Below are 17,477 nucleotides of genomic sequence, written 5' to 3' on the forward strand. Positions count from 1 at the left end.
TTTAGCGCTCGTAGTTGACCTCTGCACGCAACCGCTCAAGCGCCACGACCATGTGACCAAAGACCGTTTTGGGCGATATTCCCAGTCGTTCGCCAATCTCGACATATGTCAGGCCGTCAATACGAGCGAGGATAAAAACCTGCTGGGCGCGTGCAGGCATGTGTTCCAGTGCGGCCTGAACGCGAAGCAGTTCCTGACGGCTGATGGTAGCTGCTTCCGCAGATGGTGCGGGATCACGAATGGATTCAAGGCCTTCGATCCCGTCGACAAAGGGGGCGATCTTGCGGCGGCGTTCGTGATCAAGCGCAAGATTGCGGCCGGTAATCATGAAATAGGCTGCCAGGTCGACAACATCACGTAACAGGCCCGGCCGTTCCCAAAAGCGAAGAAAAGTATCCTGAAGGAGATCGGCAGTTGTCGCCGGGCAATGGACCCGACGGTAGATGACGCGCATCAGACGAGAGCGTACGCCCATAAAGGTCTCGAGGATTTCAGGGTGTTTTGCGCTTTCCATGAAAACGCTGCTACCATTGGCTCGGGATCAAATCAAGATAAGATGAAATTTGCAATCAAGTTTTTACGCCGCCAAACGCTTGCGTATTGCAGCTGATTTGATCGGCTCGCCATTGATGCTCGTGATGCCCAGCAGCAATCTGCTCTTCGCAGAGCCTTCTCCGTACCCGGCGAAGGCGGAACCGACGCCATGCCGAATGTCACAGCTTGGCGTGTTGCCAGGACCTGATCTTGTTCCGACCCCTTTTTGGTTACCACGAATACTGACCTGTGGACGCCGGCCTATCGAAAGTTGGATATAGGAAACCAGACTCGTGCCGCTGCCTTGGGCAAGCGGATGCTTCTATAGGTTGCAACCTGGGCGGCCAGGTAAGAGCCCGCATAATAACCAGATGCCATTTAAAAGGCACAGCTGATACGAAACGATTGAAATTTAGGTCTGTAGTTTTTCGTGGACGAGTTTTTGCGATTTCAACGCTAGCAGATGCCTATGATTTAGGCGATATCGAAAAATTTATTAATGCAATCTTAACGATGTTGCGTCGCAAAAAAACTTGGTGAACTATTTTAATACTGCGGGAGGAAAGGCTGTTCAACAAAACAGGAGTTGATATCATGCTGTTCCGCAATAGAGACAAAGAAGTGCGCCAAAGTGCGTCGGTGAAGCTGGCCTCCTATACTGTCCTTGGCGTTGTCGCCACGGTGTTTTCATCTTCTGTGTTTCCGCCGGTCTTCACATCCCAGACGAACCGCGCCCTCATCAATGCACCAGTCATTCCGCTGACGACACCGATCAGCGGTGTGGTAAAGATATCCGACAAGAACGGTAAGGCTGCTATTGAAAACGACAAGGTCGACAATACCACGCTCATCGGCCTGAAGGTGCAATTGGCAGCACTCGATAATGAACTTCGCCAGAAGAACGGAATTATTGGCGACTATGCCAGCCGCATCGATGATTTGAACAGGGATCTTGCCAGTCAGCAAACGGCGTTACTGCAAAGAACCGAGTCTGACCTACAGGCAGCCAATGCAGCCTTGCAGATGGTGACCTATTCGACCCGAATTGCAAAAGCGGAAGCCACGCGAAAACAGAAGCTGATGGCGAAGGGGATGTATTCTGGAATTGGAGAGGATATAGCGGACACGATACAACTTGAAGATACAAAGCTGCAAGCTGCCAGAGTCGCCGTTGACAAACTTACCAAGGAAATGAACTTCGCGCGTCAAGGCATCTATATCGGCTCCGATTTGCAATCGCTGCAAAATCTTCAGCAGGAAATTCGCACACGGTCCGCAGATCTGCTGCAGATCCGGATGCAGATGACCACCATGCAGACGCGCAAAAGCGAGCTCGAAACGCTGGCATCGGCGGAGAGCGCACGTATTGAAAGACTGACCCGCGCCGATCTTTCCATTCCACCGGGCACGACGCTCTACAAGCCCGTGGCTGCGACCGGCCGTGAAGTGGTTGCAGGCGACACGCTGGCGGAGGCGCTTGACTGCCGCAACGCTTTCGTCGTGGCGATTTTTTCAGAGCGTCAGGCACAGGCGCTTTCCGTCGGTTCTCGGGTGAAGGTGAGTTCCGATGCCTGGGCGGAAGAATCCGATGGGGTGGTGGAGCGCCTGGTGCCACGTACTACCGAACGTGTCGACCTCGATTATGCCGTGCCCTTTCCACCAACAGAGCGGCGAGAGCTCTACGCCTATATTCGCATGGACAGCAGGGCACAGGAAAAATTGACCGAGAACGGCGCCTGTTCGGTCGGCACATGGGTGAGTGTGAGCCTGCCGCGCGAGTGGCTCGGCAAAACCCGGAACTATGTGCATGAAGCATCAGCCAGCCTGTTCCAGTTTGCAAAGACCTCCGTCAGCGAATTGCCGGATGTCAGGCAGGCCGCATGGGCACTGATCGAAACGTCGCGTGATACGCTATCCGCACACACTGGTATCGAGTGGCCACAACAGCGGCCGGACGTGCCTGGCCGGGCACATCAGCCCGAGATCATCACCCAGCACCCTTTCGGCAATACGGATGCCACCGGAAAGGCACCGCGCACCCAATCCTGACACCCGCATGGATTGGACGGGCCCCTGCGGGAGTGCGATGCAAACCCGCAGGGCGACCCACCACCTGTTTAAGACACTCGAAGCAACCTCATTCACGCGCGGCGTGCCGCGCGCCCGACCAACCATGAGGATAAGTCGATGTATTTCAGCCCTGATGGCGATGTTCAGTCGGTACTCTACGTCAATCTTGTCATCGCCCTTTGCGCGATCCTGTTTACCATACTGGCCGACCCGCGCAGGGTCCTGGACCGGTTGGCCTTCAGTGCGATTATGCTGCTGTCTCTTGGCCTTTACATATTTTGGCGCGCCACCGATACGCTGCCACCCTTCGAGCTTTCTCTGGAGACTGCCTGGAACTACATTTATTTCACCTTCGAGCTGATCTCCGTTCTTTACGCCATCGGCTCGATCCTGATCCTGACGAGGCGGACGGACTGGTCTTTTCTGGCTGATAGAGGGGAAGCCGCGATTGCAACTAATCCCGATGCGCCACTCGTTGACGTCTTTATCTGCACCTACAACGAACCTTTGAACGTCCTTGAGAAGTCGGTTATCGCGGCCCAGGCCATGCAATATCCGCAGCTGCGTGTTTTTGTCTGCGACGACACGCGCAGGCCGGAAGTACGGGACTATTGCGAAACGGTCGGCGTCAATTATGTGACGCGCCCGGACAATAGACATGCCAAGGCGGGAAATCTGAACAATGCACTTGAACACACCAATGCGCTGCCACAGGTTTCCGATTTCATCATGGTACTGGATGCGGACTTCGCGCCACAGGCCAACTTCCTTCGTCGCGTAACCGGTCTTTTCGCCGATCCCAAGGTAGCGGTTGTGCAGACACCGCAATTTTACTTTAATTGCGACCCAATCCAGCACAACCTCGGCATCCGCAATTCCTTCGTCGATGATCAACGTGTATTCTTTGATGTATTCCAGCCGGCCAAGGACGCGGTCGGTTGCGCTTTCTGCGTCGGGACGAGTTTTGTCGTGCGGCGTGCGGCGGTCAACGAGCTCGGCGGGTTTCCGCATGATGCACTTTCCGAAGATATGCTGCTGACCTACCGCCTGATGGAGCGAGGTTACGTCACACGCTGGCTCAACGAAAAACTCAGTGTCGGTCTATCGGCTGAGGGCCTGCCAGAATATATCACGCAACGCACGCGGTGGTGCCTGGGCACCATTCAGATCGGCCTTCTGCGGACGGGACCATTGTGGCGTGGCAAGTTCACGCTGACACAAAGGCTGCATTATCTGCACGGGCTGTTTTGCTGGCTGTCGAAGCCTTTCATTCTCTGCCTGTTGCTGGCACCATCGATCTACTGGCTGACAGGCGTTTCCGCCCTCCAGGCCGACGAGCTGATGTTCATGAAATTTGGACTGTCGTCACTGGCTTTGTTTTGGGCCTACTCCACCTGGATATCGGGAAAACGCACCCTACCGCTGTTCACCGAAGTGACGCATGCGCTGACCGCTGTTCCCATCACCATCACCTTGTTTCAGGCTATGCGCAAACCCTTCGGACGTCCCTTTAAAGTCACGGAGAAAGGTGGTGACCGGTCACAGGTGCGCATTCATGGGCCTACAGCGCTATTTTTCGCAATCGTCACCGTCACCTCCGCGGTTTCAGTTCTGCTCGCCGTTTACGCATGGGACGCCCCTGTAGAATTTTCGGCGCGAGATTGTCTCAACCTCATCTGGTCGGCGGTCGCTATGGTGATTGCCTTCACCAGCCTCATCTGCTGCATTGAATTACCACGTGTCGACAAGGAAGAGCCGATCGGCGTGGATCTCGAAGGCCGTTTGCAGTGCGCAAGCGAGGTGAAGGCGGTACGGATCGTGGCGCTTTCGACCGAAACCGCGACCCTGGCGGATTTCAACCGGTCTTACGCCGAGGCAGAGTCCCTGTACGTGCCCGATGTGGGCTGGGTGCAGATCGATGCAACGAAGGTGTCGCAAACGCCCGGCAAATTCACTCTCACCCCCACTGCCGACCAGCATCGTGCAATCTTGAGGCTGCTTTTCCGCAATGCGCCCGAAAATGTCGCGGAACAGGGCGACCTCTTGAAGTCCATGCAGATGTTACTCGCAAGGGCCTTCAGCTAAGACAATTCGCGCCAAACCCGGGACCGTGCTCGACGTAAACTGCAAGCTAGAGGCGGGCTTGTTTGGAAAAGCGCCTACCAAACGGAAAACTCATGTCTGTCAAATCGATCGTCGCGACAGTTCTCATGACCTGCTTCACAACAGGAGTGGTCGCTGGTGGCGATGGGCGCACCGGTTCCGGATCAGTTCGCGACCGCCTTGCTGTTAGCTTGTGTGCGGGTCTCGTTGGGAAGATGGACAAATCCACCACCCCCTTCGTATTTCGGAGCTTTGAACCTGCACCCGGCGGCAAAGCGCTTGATCCCGCTCTTTCAAATGCGGGTTTCACCTATGACAATGCCCTGGCGACGATTGCCCTTTTTTCCTGTGGCAACGATACCGAGGCAAAAAGGGTTGCCGATGCGCTGCTGCTCGCCGTCAACAACGATCGCTATTACAGCGATGGCCGCCTGCGCAACGCCTACCGTTCCGGCCCCGTTGCGAACGAAAATGATGCTATGCTTTTGCCCGGTTTCTGGAGTGAGGCCAGCAAGACGTGGGTCGAGGATGACTATCAGGTCGGCAGCGCAACGGGCAACCTGGCCTGGGCGGCACTTGCGCTTCTCACTGCCAGTGAACGATTAAGCAATCCGTCCTATGTGCAGGCAGCGACCAAACTCATGCGCTGGATCGATGCGCATACGGCGGGCGTCCGCGATATCGGCTACACAGGTGGCACATTCGGTCATGAGCCTGCACCGGCAAAACTCGAGTGGAAATCGACGGAACATAATCTCGATGTATATGCCGTTGCGGGTTGGCTCGCCGAAATTGAGGGAGCGCGCGCCTGGCAGGCGATGCGGGATAATACACGCAAATTTCTTGATGCGATGTGGAATGAGCAGCAGGGACGGTTTTACGTCGGCAGCCTACCCGGAAGCGACACACCCAACTCGAGCCAGTCCGGAATAGATTCCGAACTCTGGCCCATTCTCGCCGTGCCAGAGTTTCGGGGCCGCAGTGGACGTGTTCTGCATTGGGTTGATCGGCATTATGCGGTTGCGGGAGGTTTTGATTTTAACGACGATCGGGATGGTGTGTGGCTGGAAGGTACGGCCCAGGCCGCGCTGGCGTTTCAGCAGGTCGGCGATGCCGACCGGGCCGAGGCGCTGCTTGCCACCATTGCCGCACAAATATCTCCCGATAACCTGATCTACGCGACAGTCGGGGACGAACTGACGACCGGGCTGATGATCGGGCCGACCTCGACCTTTGCCGACTTCAAATATTTCAGGTTGCCGCATGTCGGGGCCACTGCCTGGGCAATCCTTGCAGCGAAAGGCTGGAACCCTTTTCTTAGAAAAAGCGGTTGTATTCGTCTTTGTGAGGGATAATCGTTCGTCTCGGCGGCAGCAGAAGGATATTGCTCCAGGCCGTTGCGCCGGAGATTGAAAACTGGGACGCATGACGCTGCTGAAAGCGGCGAAAAGCGTAAAACCGCAACGTTGACTGCCGCGCCGAATGCAATCTGTTCGGTCGGAACCGGCGATGGAAATGCAAACTTAAAGACATAAAGATATCGTTATATGATGTTGACCGATGACGTGGCTTACAATATGGTCGTCACGCCTAAGGTTCCCCAGTCGTTGCACGCAACGTGCCGGGGCTAAGAGGGAAGTCGGTGCTCCGTGTCATGCGGCAAAGCCGACGCTGCCCCCGCAACTGTAAGCGGCGAGCTGAAGTCCAATATGTCACTGGTTTACCCCGGGAAGACGGACGGAAGTGATGATCCGTGAGCCAGGAGACCTGCCTTTGGTGAAATAACGTCCACGGGCGGGGTGTCCCAGTGTGCCGTAGCAAAGGCTGCATTGTCGCGGCCTCTCTTGCTATGCGTCCGCAGACCCATGCCCCCAACTTTATAGGGGCACAACATGTCTCAGACCTGCATTTTTACGATCACGAGCGTACCCTTCGATGAGGACTATCGTCCTTCAGAAAATACGCGCATCACCACCAATTTCGCCAATCTGGCAAGGGGCGAAAAGCGGCAGGAAAACCTGCGCAATGTCATGCGCATGATCGACAGCCGCTTCAACGCCCTCGCGCACTGGGATAATCCCAAATCGGACCGATACTCGGTAGAGTTGGAGATCATTTCGGTCGACATGAGCTTCGATGTCGCAGGTGAAAAATTTCCCCTCATCGAGATACTGAAGACGACGATCATCGATCACAAAACCAGTGAACGTATCGACGGCATTGTGGGGAATAACTTCTCCTCCTATGTGCGAGACTACGACTTCAGCATTGTGCTGCCGGAGCATAACAAGAGCGTTCCTGCCTTCAGCATTCCGGCCGACTTCGGCGACCTGCATGGAAACCTGTTCAAGTCTTTTCTGCGGTCGGATGCCTACCGCTCGTACTTTCGCAAGCCGCCGGTCATTTGCATCAGCGCCTCGACCAGCAAGACCTATTACCGGACCGAAAATCATCACCCCGTCATGGGCGTCGAATACCGGCAGAATGGGTTCTCGTCCACCGACCAGTATTTCGGGAAAATGGGATTGCAGGTTCGCTACTTCATGCCAGCAGGCAGCGTTGCGCCGTTGGCCTTCTACTTTGTTGGGGACTTGCTGGGCGACTACTCCAATATTGAGCTAATCGGCGTCATCAGCACGATGGAAACGTTTCAGAGAATTTATCGCCCCGAAATCTACAATGCGAACGCAGCAGCCGGGACATTTTACCAGCCCAACCTGAAGCACCAGGACTATTCGCTGACCCGGGTCATTTACGATCGCGACGAACGAAATCGCTTGGCGGTGGATCAGGGTAAGTTCACCGAAAAACACTTCATCAAGCCATACCGCGCCGTCCTTGAGCAATTGTTTGCTCACCGCCCCGCCTGAGCATCACTTAGAAGAGGTCCCATCGTGAAGAAACTTCTCCCCACATCGACCGCTGGCAGCCTGCCGAAACCCTCCTGGCTTGCGCAGCCCGAAAAACTGTGGTCGCCCTGGAAGCTGGAGGGCGAGGAATTACTGGAAGGCAAGAGAGATGCCCTGCGCCTTTCACTCGACGATCAGCAACAGGCCGGCATCGACATCGTCAGTGATGGCGAGCAAACACGCCAACATTTCGTCACGACTTTCATCGAGCACCTCGACGGGGTCGATTTTGCAAAACGCGAGACAGTCAGAATTCGCGATCGCTACGATGCGAGTGTCCCGACAGTCGTCGGCGCCGTGTCTCGCCAGAAGTCCGTGTTCGTCGAAGACGCCAAGTTTTTGCGCCAGCAGACCAAACAACCCATCAAATGGGCTTTGCCGGGTCCGATGACGATGATCGATACTCTCTTTGACGGCCATTATAAGAGCCGTGAAAAGCTTGCCTGGGAATTTGCCGGGATACTCAACGAGGAAGCAAAGGAATTGGAGGCTGCCGGCGTCGATATCATCCAGTTCGACGAACCTGCCTTCAACGTTTTCTTTGACGATGTGAATGACTGGGGTGTTGCCACTTTGGACAAGGCAATTGAAGGGCTGAAGTGCGAGACCGCCGTCCATATCTGCTACGGTTACGGCATAAAGGCCAATACGGATTGGAAAAAGACACTCGGGTCAGAATGGCGGCAGTATGAGGAAACTCTCCCCAAGCTGCAGAAATCCGGCATCGGTATGATCTCCCTCGAATGCCACAATTCTCATGTCCCAATGGATCTTCTGGAACTTGTTCGAGGTAAGAAAGTCATGGTCGGGGCCATCGATGTGGCAAGCAATACCATCGAAACCCCGGAGGAAGTCGCTGCAACGCTGCGCAAGGCGCTTAAGTTTGTCGACGCAGATAAACTTTGCCCCTGCACCAATTGCGGCATGGCCCCCCTGTCTCGTCGTGTGGCAAGAGACAAGCTGAATTCCTTGAGCGCAGGAGCTGAGATCGTCCGAAGAGAGCTCACTGTTTAGTTTTTTGATAGTCTGAACCTGCGGATGGCAGCCGTTCGCCGCCACCGCGCCCATCGCGACAAACGCTGGGAGACTTACGAATGGCTATAAGGTCACGGCGCGGATCATCCTGACAGCTTCGACGGATGTCCGCCTCTTGGCGCAAAGCTGCCAAGACGGCCTGTTCTCTAAAAATCGGCCCTGTTTCTGATGAGTGTCTGCGCCAAACGTCTCGGTTGGAAGACATTTATTACAACGCCACCGACGTCTTCGTGACTTTTACCAAACAGAACAACTTCCCAGACGCCGAAAATCTCGGGAGCACGACGGCCGCTAAGATCGCCAAAAAAAGTGGGTCTCAGTCAGCAGGACGTATTTGCCGAGAGCAGCAATTGCCTTGTGGAAATGGGGACAGTGGTGGCCACCCGGTAGCAGCGATCCCAAGACAAAGAAGCCGTTGCCCCAGAACATCGCTTCAGCGAAAATTCCAAAACGATACTATCGGCCAGAGACTTGCCAATCAGTGACTTTGTCAAATCGAATGAAGGTGTGGCGTTCGTATTCCATCGAGGCTGAAGGCGCGAATCGCGACGGCAGCTTTGCACCTGCGCACATGACATTGCGGTAGTATGAAAATCGGCTAACGTCGCAACGTCGACAGACAGGAAGAGCAACGAGGTGGCAATGATTGAACCCGGCGGGGATGAGCAATTAGTTACCCCACGTGACGACGGAGCAGCCAGGCATTTACCCGGGATGGAGTTGCCTGGCATTGGTTTGGTTGCGACGGATGGCACGACCGTCGATCTGCGTGAGCCGGGGTTAACCGTAGTCTATGCTTACCCCCGGACAAGCCCGCCCGGAGGAAAGGCGATTGACGGATGGGACGCAATACCCGGCGCGAGGGGATGTACACCACAGTCCTGTGCCTTCCGTGATCATTTCGCTGAACTGAAGGCATTGGGAGCAACGCGTCTGTTTGGCCTTTCTACGCAGACCACGGAGTATCAGCGAGAGGCAGCAGAGCGGCTTCACCTGCCGTTTCCTCTGCTTTCCGATCATTCACTCCTTCTGGTGTCAGCCCTTCGCCTTCCAACTTTCCAGGCTGGAGGCCTGACACTGCTCAAGAGGCTCACGATGATTATCGAAACGGGCGTTATCAAGCATGTCTTTTACCCGGTCCATCCGCCAGAGAAGAACGCAGATGCCGTCATCGATTGGTTGAGTGCTACGACATGATCAGCCCGCCATCGACATTAATTGTCTGGCCGGTGATGTAGGCCGCATCCTCGGAGGCGAGAAACGCCACCAAGGCTGCCACTTCGGCTGGTGTTCCTGCGCGGCGCATTGGAATGTTGCGCACCCATTCGGCCATGAGTTCGCCGGGCTTGTAGTCACCGAGCATCTGGCCCCAGACTCGGTCGTTATAATCCCACATTTCGGTGTGGATGATGCCGGGGCAAATGGCGTTGACGGTGATGCCTTCGGGCGCCAGTTCCTTGGCCAGACTTTGCGTCAGGCCGACGACGCCGAATTTTGAAGCGGCGTAGTGGGGGGTATAGATAAAACCCTGGCGGGCCTGGCCGGAGGCGGTGTTAACCAGGCGGCCCTTGGTGCCACTTGCGCGGAAGCGGCGGATCGCTTCCTGGCAGCACAGGAACGCGCCCTTGGTGTTGACATCGAGGTTGAAATCCCACTGTTCCTGCGTCAGCTCCTCGATCTTGGAGATGGTGATGACGCCGGCGTTCTGGACGGAGATGGAAAGCGGACCGATTGCCTCTTCGGCTGCGCCATAGGCCTCGCGCACCGCCGCCGCATCCCGCACATCGAGGATCACGCCATGGGTGACTGAGCCGGTTTCGTCCGCCAGCTTTTTGGCGGCGTCATTGGTTTCCTTGTCGACAGAGGCGATGGCGACTTTCGCACCTTCCTCGGCAAAACGGCGGGCGATGCCGTAACCGATGCCCTTGTTGCCTCCAGTCACGAATACGGATTGACCTTCAAAGCGCCTCATGTCTCCTCCTTATGGGATAAAGGCTGTGTTTATGTGCCGACCAGTCGTTCGGCGGTGAATTTGTCGGTGACGAGGACATCGATCACGCCGGTTCTGAGCGCGCCGGCGATCGCCTCGGTCTTTTTCGAGCCGCCGGCGAGCGCAATGACGCGGTCGACATTGGAGAGGTTCTCCAGCGGAAGGCCAATGACCCGGTCATCGAGCGGCGTCTTGACGGGCTTGCCGTCCTTGTCGAAAAACCTGAGCGAAATATCGCCCACGGCGCCCGCCTGTGCGAGATCGGCAAGCTCCTTGGCGGAAAAAATATTGCCGGAACGTGCAAGAAGCTCCGATGGCTCGACGGCGCCGACACCGACGATTGCGAGCGTGATCGAACCGAAAAGATCGATGGTTTCGCGAACGAAGGGATCGGCCAGCATCAAAAGCTTGGCCTCGCGAGAGGTGGCGACGCCGGGGACCGGCAGCAATTTCGGTTCGGCCTCCGTCAGCCGCGCTAGCCGGGTGGTGATCTGGGTCGCGTGCGTCTGCACGGAAGGATCGCCCATGCCGCCTAGCGTCTGGACGATGTAACGCGCTTTGGCGCCCTTCAGCGGATGGATGTTTTCCACCATCTTGAAGATCGTCTGGCTCCAGCTGGAAACGCCGATGATCTCGTTTTGCGACAGCGTCACCTCGAGAAAATGCGCGGCAGCCTCGCCGATGCGGGCCATGATCGCGCCGTCGCGATCCTCGCTGCAATCGACGACAATGGCTTCCGGCAGATCGAAGCGTTCGCGAAGCTGTGCTTCAAGATCGCTATAGGTACCGGGCGGCGGAATGATGCTGGTGCGCACGATACCTTCCGTTTCGGCACGCTTCAGCATGCGCGACACGGTGGCCTGCGAAAGATTGAGATGTTCGGCAATCTCCGCCTGCCGCCTGTGCTCGCTGAAATACATCTGCGCCACGCGGGATATCATCCGAAGTTCGTTGATCCTGCCCATAAGCCCTCCAGGGTGAATTTTTATTCACCCTTACCCGACGTCACAGGTAACGTCGAGCGCGCAATCGCGTCGCGCCAGACGGCAAGCCGTTGCCTGCCGTCACCGGACGAAGGCGCGATGGCGTTGCCGTGACTGTTGAGCGCGGCGATGGCGTCGAGATCGCTCCATAGACCGAGGGCGAGGCCGGCAAGATAGGCCGCGCCGAGCGCGGAGGCTTCCGGCGCGTCACGCTGGATGACGGGGTGGTCCAGCATGTCGGCGACGCATTGCATGAGGAAACGGTTCTGGCTCGGCCCGCCATCCACGAACAGCTGTCCGAAGCCGGAGGGCGACTGCGCGCGCATGGTCGAGAAGACGTCATAAACCTGAAAGGCGATGGAATCGGTAACGGCGCGGGCCATCTGCGCGCGACTTGTGCTGAAATTGATCTGCGAAAATAGCGCGCGGCAATTGGAATCCCAATAGGGCGCGCCGAGGCCGACAAAGGCCGGGACGAAACCGGGGCCATCTGGTTCAGCGGTCGCGGCGAGCTCCACAAGAGATGCGACATCTGGCAGGCCGAGAATGTCCGTCATCCACGGCAGGGAGGCGGCAGACACAAGAATATTGCCCTCGAAGGCGAAAGTCGGCTTGCCGTGAATCCTCCAGGCAACTGTCGTGGTGATGCCGCGCTCTGGCGCGATGAAATGCGGCAGCGTCGTCATCACCGATGAGCCGGTGCCGAACGTCACCTTGCCGTCACCGGGATTGAAGGCGCCGTGGCCGAAGAGGGCGGCGTGGCTGTCGCCGACGGCAGCCAGAATAGGCGTGCCGTCCGCGATGCCGGGAACACCTGATGTCACGCCGAAGTCGCCGCTGCTGTCGCGCGGGTCGGGCAGGGCGTTGATGTCGATGCCAAAAAGGTCACAAAGCTCTTCGCTCCACACCTGCCGGTTGAGATCGAGCACCTGGCTTCGGGCCGCGTTGGAGGCGTCGCAGGCATGCACCTTGCCGCCGGTCAGGCAGTGGATCAGCCAACTATCGATGGTGCCGAGGCGAAGGCTGCGGCCCTTCGGCGCACGCTCCAACAGCCAGCGCATCTTGGCGCCGGGAAACATCGGGTCAATAGGCAGGCCGGTCAGCGCCATGACACGTTCGGAATGGCCCTTGCCGATGAGATCGGTGCATTCCTGCGCAGTGCGACGGCATTGCCAGCTCAAGACCGGGCCGAGCGGCTCGCCTGTTTCGCCGTCCCAGATCGTCACCGATTCGCGCTGGTTGGAAATGGCGATGGCTTCAATGCTGACGGCGGAGAGTGCCGAAGACAGGCAGGCGGAAATCGCTTCGCGCACCGAGGCCCAGATACGGTTCGGATCCTGCTCCACCCAGCCGGGCTGCGGATATGTGATGCCGACCGGCGATGAACCGCGCGCCAGCAATTCTCCTGTTTCAGAAACGAGAATGGCCTTAGAATTGGTGGTGCCCTGATCGATGGACAGAATGGCGCGCATCACTTGAGTTCTTTCGTCGGCAGTTTTTTCGTTTCAGCCTTGCGGTGATTGAACGACGATATTGCAAAGGGTGTCGCCGCGCATCCGAAGACACGCGACGACCCTGGGAGGAGACTTACTTTCTCTTGAGCAGCGCTGCTGCAGCCTCCGCGATGGCCGCGGGTGCCATGCCAAACTCATCGAGCAGCCATTCTGCCGAGCCGGTATGGGCAAAGACGCCCGGAACGCCGAGGCGCTTCATCGGCACGGGGGCATGATCGACAACAACTTCGGCGATGGCAGAGCCGAGACCGCCGAAGATCGAATGTTCTTCAGCCGTCAGGATTGCGCCGGTTTCCTTCGCTGCGGCAATGATGGCCGCCTCGTCGATCGGGCGCACGGTCGCCATGTTAAGCACACGCGCCTTGATGCCACGACCGGCCAGAATATCGGCGGCCTTGACGATGCGGTGTGTCAGCGTGCCATTGGCGATCAGCGTTATGTCGGAACCTTCGCGCAGCAGGTTGGCGCGGCCGAGTTCAAAGACGTGGCCGTCAGGCAGAAGGTCCGGCACGCCGACGCGCGACAGGCGCAGGAAGCAGGGGCCGGCATAGTCCGCAGCCCATTTGACGGCGGCGGCCGTTTCGATGCGGTCGCAGGGGGCAATGACCGGCAGGTTCGGCAGAACGCGGGTCCAGGCGAAATCCTCGATCGAGTGATGTGTCGGCCCCAGTTCGCCATAGGCCATGCCCGAGGAGATGCCGATGAGCTTCACATTGGCGTTGGAATAGGCGAGGTCTGCCTTGATCTGTTCCAGCGCGCGACCGGTCAGAAAACAAGATGCGCCGCAGACGAAGGGAAGCTGGCCGCCATTGGCAAGGCCGGCGCCGACGCCCACCATGTTCTGTTCGGCAATACCGACATTGACGAGGCGCTCGGGGAATTTCGACTTGAAGCCGCCGAGCTTCGAGGAGCCGACTGAATCGTTGCATACGGCCACGACCCTGTCGTTTGCAGCGGCCAGCGCTTCCAGCGTTTCGGCGAAGGCGTCGCGGCAATCATAGAGTTTGGCGGCGGTTACGGGCGCGTTCATTACAATGCCTCCGAAAGTTCTTTGACGGCAATTTCGTATTGTTCCTTGCTCGGAACCTTATGATGCCAGTCGACGCGGTCCTGCATGAAGGAAATGCCGTGACCCTTATTGGTGTGGGCGACGATGCAATGCGGGCGCTCGCCGCGATGTTCGAGCGCAGGGACGATCTCTTCCATTGCGTTGCCGTTGATTTCACTCACCTCCCAGCCGAATGCTTCAAGCTTCGGGCGAAGCGGCGCGACGTCGTTGGTGTCTGCAATGGCGGCGCCCTGCTGGAAACGGTTGTGGTCGATGATCAGAGTCAGATTGTTCAGCTTGAACTGCGCTGCGGACATGATGGCTTCCCAGTTGGAGCCCTCCTGCATCTCGCCATCACCGGTCATGACATAGGTATGGTAATCCGCTCCCGAAAGCTTGGCCGCCTTGGCCATTCCGACGGCAACTGGAAGCCCGTGGCCAAGCGGGCCGGTATTGGTCTCGACCCCCGGTACCTTGTTACAGTTGGGGTGGCCATTGAGGCGGGAATTGGGTTGCAGGAAGGTCGAGATTTCCTCTTCCGGGATAAAGCCACGTTTGGCGAGCGTCACATAAAGCGCGCAGGCGGTGTGGCCTTTCGACAGCACGAAACGGTCGCGGGCAGGGTTCTTCGGTTCTTCCGGCCAGATGCGCAATACGCGGAAATAAAGGGCGGTCATGATGTCGATCGCCGACATTTCTCCGCCGATATGGCCGGCACCCGCTTCGAAAACAGCCTGGACGTCGCGAAGGCGAATCTGGCGCGCAATGCGCTCTAGCTCTGTGGGCTGCATGGGATCCTCTTCAAAACATGCGTGTGAATATTTATACAGCTGTTTATATAATTGCAGACGTGGCGTTTCTGTCAAGCCGGAATTGTGAATTGTCCTGTTTCAATCCGTGCCGATTATTTCTGCCGCTTCATTTTCACCAATGATGAAGCGCGCCTCCCCGCCTCATTCCTGGGTCCGTCAAAGGAACCTGCTCAACCTAAGTCCTTTGGCTGAAAGGGCTCTCCTTGCCACGCAGGCGCGCTTGCGCTGGATTCCCGCGATGCGCACCGGAACGGGATGAGAGGCGCAGGTGTGAAGCCATCCCATCACCCGCAAGGCCCGTCCCGCCCTCCAAGCCTATTGACAAGTTTCTCTCAACTGGCTTATGCATGTTTCACCGAGCATGAATAATTATTCTAATCGGTTTAAAAAATGCAAGATAGCCACTTGGAGGAGCCATGTCCGTGCTTGAACGCAATGAGGGGGTTACGCACACCAGAAGCCCGCTTGCCTGGCTAAGCGGTGCGACCGGACCTCTTTTGGGCCTGCTGCTGCTGTGTGTCTTCCTGACCTTCACCAGCGAAAATTTTCTGTCGCTTCGAAACGGTCTCAACATCCTCGACCAGATCACCGTGCTCGGCATCATGGCCGTTGGCATGACCTTCGTCATTCTGCTCGGCGGTATCGATCTGTCCGTCGGTTCGGTGCTGGCGCTGTCTATGATGATCATGGGCTGGACAGCCAATGTCGCGGGCATGCCCATGGGCATGGCCATCATGCTGGCGCTCATCGCATCCGCAGCCTGCGGCCTTGTCGTCGGCGTTCTCGTCACCGCCTTCCGGGTTCCGGCCTTCATCGCGACGCTTGCAATGATGTCGGTGGCGCGCGGCCTTGCCAATATGATCACGGACGGTCAGCAGATCGTCGGTTTTCCTGACTGGTTCATGATGCTGGCCATCGACCGCCATTTCGGCGTGCTAACGGCGACCGTGCTGCTGATGCTCGTCGTTGTTCTGGTATCGTTTCTTTTCCTGCGCTTCCGCTCCGAAGGCCGCACCGTCTATGCCGTTGGCGGCAACCCGGAAGTGGCGCGACTTGCCGGCATAAACGTCGCCCTGGTGACGATCTGCGTCTATGTTGCCTGTGCGGTTCTTGCCGGTCTTGCGGGTATCGTTCTTGCAGCCCGTCTCGACTCGGTGCAGCCCTCCAGCGGTTTTGGCTACGAGCTGGATACGATTGCGGCTGTCGTTATCGGCGGGACCTCGCTTTCGGGCGGTGCCGGCGGCATCGGCGGAACGCTGATCGGCGTGCTCATCATCGGTGTGCTGCGCAACGGCCTCAACCTGCTCAATGTTTCACCCTTTCTGCAACAGGTCATCATCGGTGTGGTTATCGTGCTGGCCGTGGGCGCTGAAACATTGCGTCGGCGCAGAAGCTGAATTTGCCTGCGGAGGGCGATGAGCCGTCCGCGCAATAGACGACCCTCCCGGTATGGGAGGCGTGAAAAGCGGCCGAAGGGGAGGAGGTTTGATCTGCCCGAAGGTCAAAAATCAACAAATGGAGGAATAATCATGAAATTTTCACGCATTCTGCTGACATCCGCTGCCCTTCTCGCCCTGTCGCTCGGTTCGGCCAACGCCGCCGAAGTCAAGAAGATCGGCCTTGCCGTTGCCAATCTTCAGGCGAACTTCTTCAACCAGATCAAGCAGGCCGTCGAAGCCGAAGCCAAGACGCGCGGCATCACCGTCGTCACCGTCGACGCCAAGGGCGACGGTCCGACGCAGGTCAACCAGATCCAGGATCTCCTGACGCAGAACATCGACGCGCTGATCTATATTCCCGCTGGTGCCGCTGCGGCGACCGTTCCGGTCAAGCTTGCCAAGGCGGCCGGCGTGCCCGTCATCAACATCGACCGCAATGCCGACGGCGCACCGGGCGATACCTTCCTCGCCACCGATTCCGTCGCTTCCGCCAAGTCGGTCTGCGACTACATCATCAAGCAGGCAGGCGGCTCGGGCAAGATGGTCATCATTCATGGCCAGAAAGGCACGACACCGGAAGTCGACCGCACCAAGGGCTGCATGGAATCGGTCAAGGCCAATTCCGGCGTGAAGATCGTTGCCGAACAGTGGTCCAACATGTGGAGCCAGGATGAAGGCTTCCAGATCATGCAGAACATGTTGCAGGCCAATCCTGATGTTTCCATCGTCTTTGCCCAGGCAGACGGTCTGGCGCTCGGCGCGGCACAGGCGATCAAGGTCGCCAACCCCTCGCAGAAGATCGTCGTTGGCGGCTTCGATGGCGACACGGCAGCGCTTGAGGCGCTGAAGAACGGCGTCTTTGACGTGACAGCGACGCAGCAGACCCAGAAGATGGGCCGCACGGCTGTCGAGATGGCCGTCAAGATCGTCGGCGGCGAGAAGGTTCCGGCCGTGCAACTCTCCGAGGCGACGCTGACGACGAAGGAAAACGTCGACGGCTTCATTGCCAATCACCCCTGATGCATCCGCCCCCGCGCACT

The 17,477-nt window shown here is 57.6% G+C and carries 14 protein-coding genes and 1 riboswitch; of the genes, 8 read left to right on the top strand and 6 right to left on the bottom strand.

The features are described from left to right. Window position 1: 1 nt before the first annotated feature. Window positions 2–514, bottom strand: coding sequence for an RNA polymerase sigma factor (locus FB593_RS21580; RefSeq protein ID WP_003517117.1), 513 nt, complete (start codon window positions 512–514; stop codon window positions 2–4). 614 nt (window positions 515–1,128) lie between these two features. Between FB593_RS21580 and FB593_RS21585 the strand changes: the two genes are divergently transcribed. The 6 genes from FB593_RS21585 to FB593_RS21615 all read left to right on the top strand — a co-directional run bounded on the left by FB593_RS21585 (window position 1,129) and on the right by FB593_RS21615 (window position 9,848). Next, a complete protein-coding gene (locus FB593_RS21585; RefSeq protein WP_145166940.1) occupies window positions 1,129–2,583 on the top strand; it encodes an HlyD family secretion protein in 1,455 nt (484 codons plus the stop codon). Between the two features lie 138 nt (window positions 2,584–2,721). Continuing rightward, entirely contained in the window at window positions 2,722–4,689 is a 1,968-nt protein-coding gene (locus FB593_RS21590; protein ID WP_065662763.1) for a glycosyltransferase family 2 protein, read from the top strand. A 92-nt stretch (window positions 4,690–4,781) separates the two neighbouring features. Next, on the top strand, window positions 4,782–6,062 hold the full coding sequence (locus FB593_RS21595; RefSeq protein WP_145166941.1) for a hypothetical protein: 1,281 nt from the start codon (window positions 4,782–4,784) through the stop codon (window positions 6,060–6,062). A gap of 221 nt (window positions 6,063–6,283) precedes the next feature. Further along, window positions 6,284–6,497: riboswitch (cobalamin riboswitch) on the top strand. Between the two features lie 102 nt (window positions 6,498–6,599). After that, complete coding sequence (locus tag FB593_RS21600; protein WP_003517106.1) at window positions 6,600–7,577, top strand: DUF1852 domain-containing protein; 978 nt, start codon at window positions 6,600–6,602, stop codon at window positions 7,575–7,577. Window positions 7,578–7,601: 24 nt separating this feature from the next. Then, complete coding sequence (locus FB593_RS21605; protein WP_145166942.1) at window positions 7,602–8,630, top strand: methionine synthase; 1,029 nt, start codon at window positions 7,602–7,604, stop codon at window positions 8,628–8,630. Between the two features lie 663 nt (window positions 8,631–9,293). Then, window positions 9,294–9,848 (top strand): peroxiredoxin, encoded by a 555-nt coding sequence (locus FB593_RS21615; protein ID WP_060642970.1) that lies wholly within the window; start codon window positions 9,294–9,296, stop codon window positions 9,846–9,848. Here the strand turns inward: FB593_RS21615 and FB593_RS21620 are convergent. The 5 genes from FB593_RS21620 to FB593_RS21640 all read right to left on the bottom strand — a co-directional run bounded on the left by FB593_RS21620 (window position 9,838) and on the right by FB593_RS21640 (window position 14,977). Beyond that, window positions 9,838–10,623 (bottom strand): SDR family oxidoreductase, encoded by a 786-nt coding sequence (locus tag FB593_RS21620; RefSeq protein WP_145166943.1) that lies wholly within the window; start codon window positions 10,621–10,623, stop codon window positions 9,838–9,840. The genes FB593_RS21615 and FB593_RS21620 overlap by 11 nt on opposite strands. A 29-nt stretch (window positions 10,624–10,652) precedes the next feature. Further along, window positions 10,653–11,606: a sugar-binding transcriptional regulator gene (locus FB593_RS21625; RefSeq protein WP_019565848.1), complete on the bottom strand. Its 954-nt coding sequence runs from the start codon at window positions 11,604–11,606 to the stop codon at window positions 10,653–10,655. A 20-nt stretch (window positions 11,607–11,626) separates the two neighbouring features. Then, a complete protein-coding gene (locus FB593_RS21630) occupies window positions 11,627–13,096 on the bottom strand; it encodes an FGGY family carbohydrate kinase (RefSeq protein ID WP_145166944.1) in 1,470 nt (489 codons plus the stop codon). A 115-nt stretch (window positions 13,097–13,211) separates the two neighbouring features. Continuing rightward, complete coding sequence (locus FB593_RS21635; protein ID WP_003517089.1) at window positions 13,212–14,168, bottom strand: transketolase family protein; 957 nt, start codon at window positions 14,166–14,168, stop codon at window positions 13,212–13,214. Continuing rightward, on the bottom strand, window positions 14,168–14,977 hold the full coding sequence (locus tag FB593_RS21640; protein ID WP_145166945.1) for a transketolase: 810 nt from the start codon (window positions 14,975–14,977) through the stop codon (window positions 14,168–14,170). Before FB593_RS21640 ends, FB593_RS21635 begins: the two co-directional genes overlap by 1 nt. Before the next feature lie 437 nt (window positions 14,978–15,414). On the opposite strand from FB593_RS21640, the gene FB593_RS21645 reads away from it, so the two are divergent. After that, window positions 15,415–16,395 carry an ABC transporter permease gene (locus tag FB593_RS21645; RefSeq protein WP_003517084.1) on the top strand — a complete coding sequence of 327 codons (981 nt, stop codon included), beginning with the start codon at window positions 15,415–15,417 and terminating at the stop codon, window positions 16,393–16,395. A gap of 132 nt (window positions 16,396–16,527) precedes the next feature. Beyond that, window positions 16,528–17,457 (top strand): sugar ABC transporter substrate-binding protein, encoded by a 930-nt coding sequence (locus FB593_RS21650; protein WP_003517083.1) that lies wholly within the window; start codon window positions 16,528–16,530, stop codon window positions 17,455–17,457. Window positions 17,458–17,477: the final 20 nt, after the last annotated feature.

This window comes from Rhizobium sp. SJZ105 (assembly GCF_007828365.1).
Lineage (GTDB): Bacteria > Pseudomonadota > Alphaproteobacteria > Rhizobiales > Rhizobiaceae > Agrobacterium > Agrobacterium tumefaciens.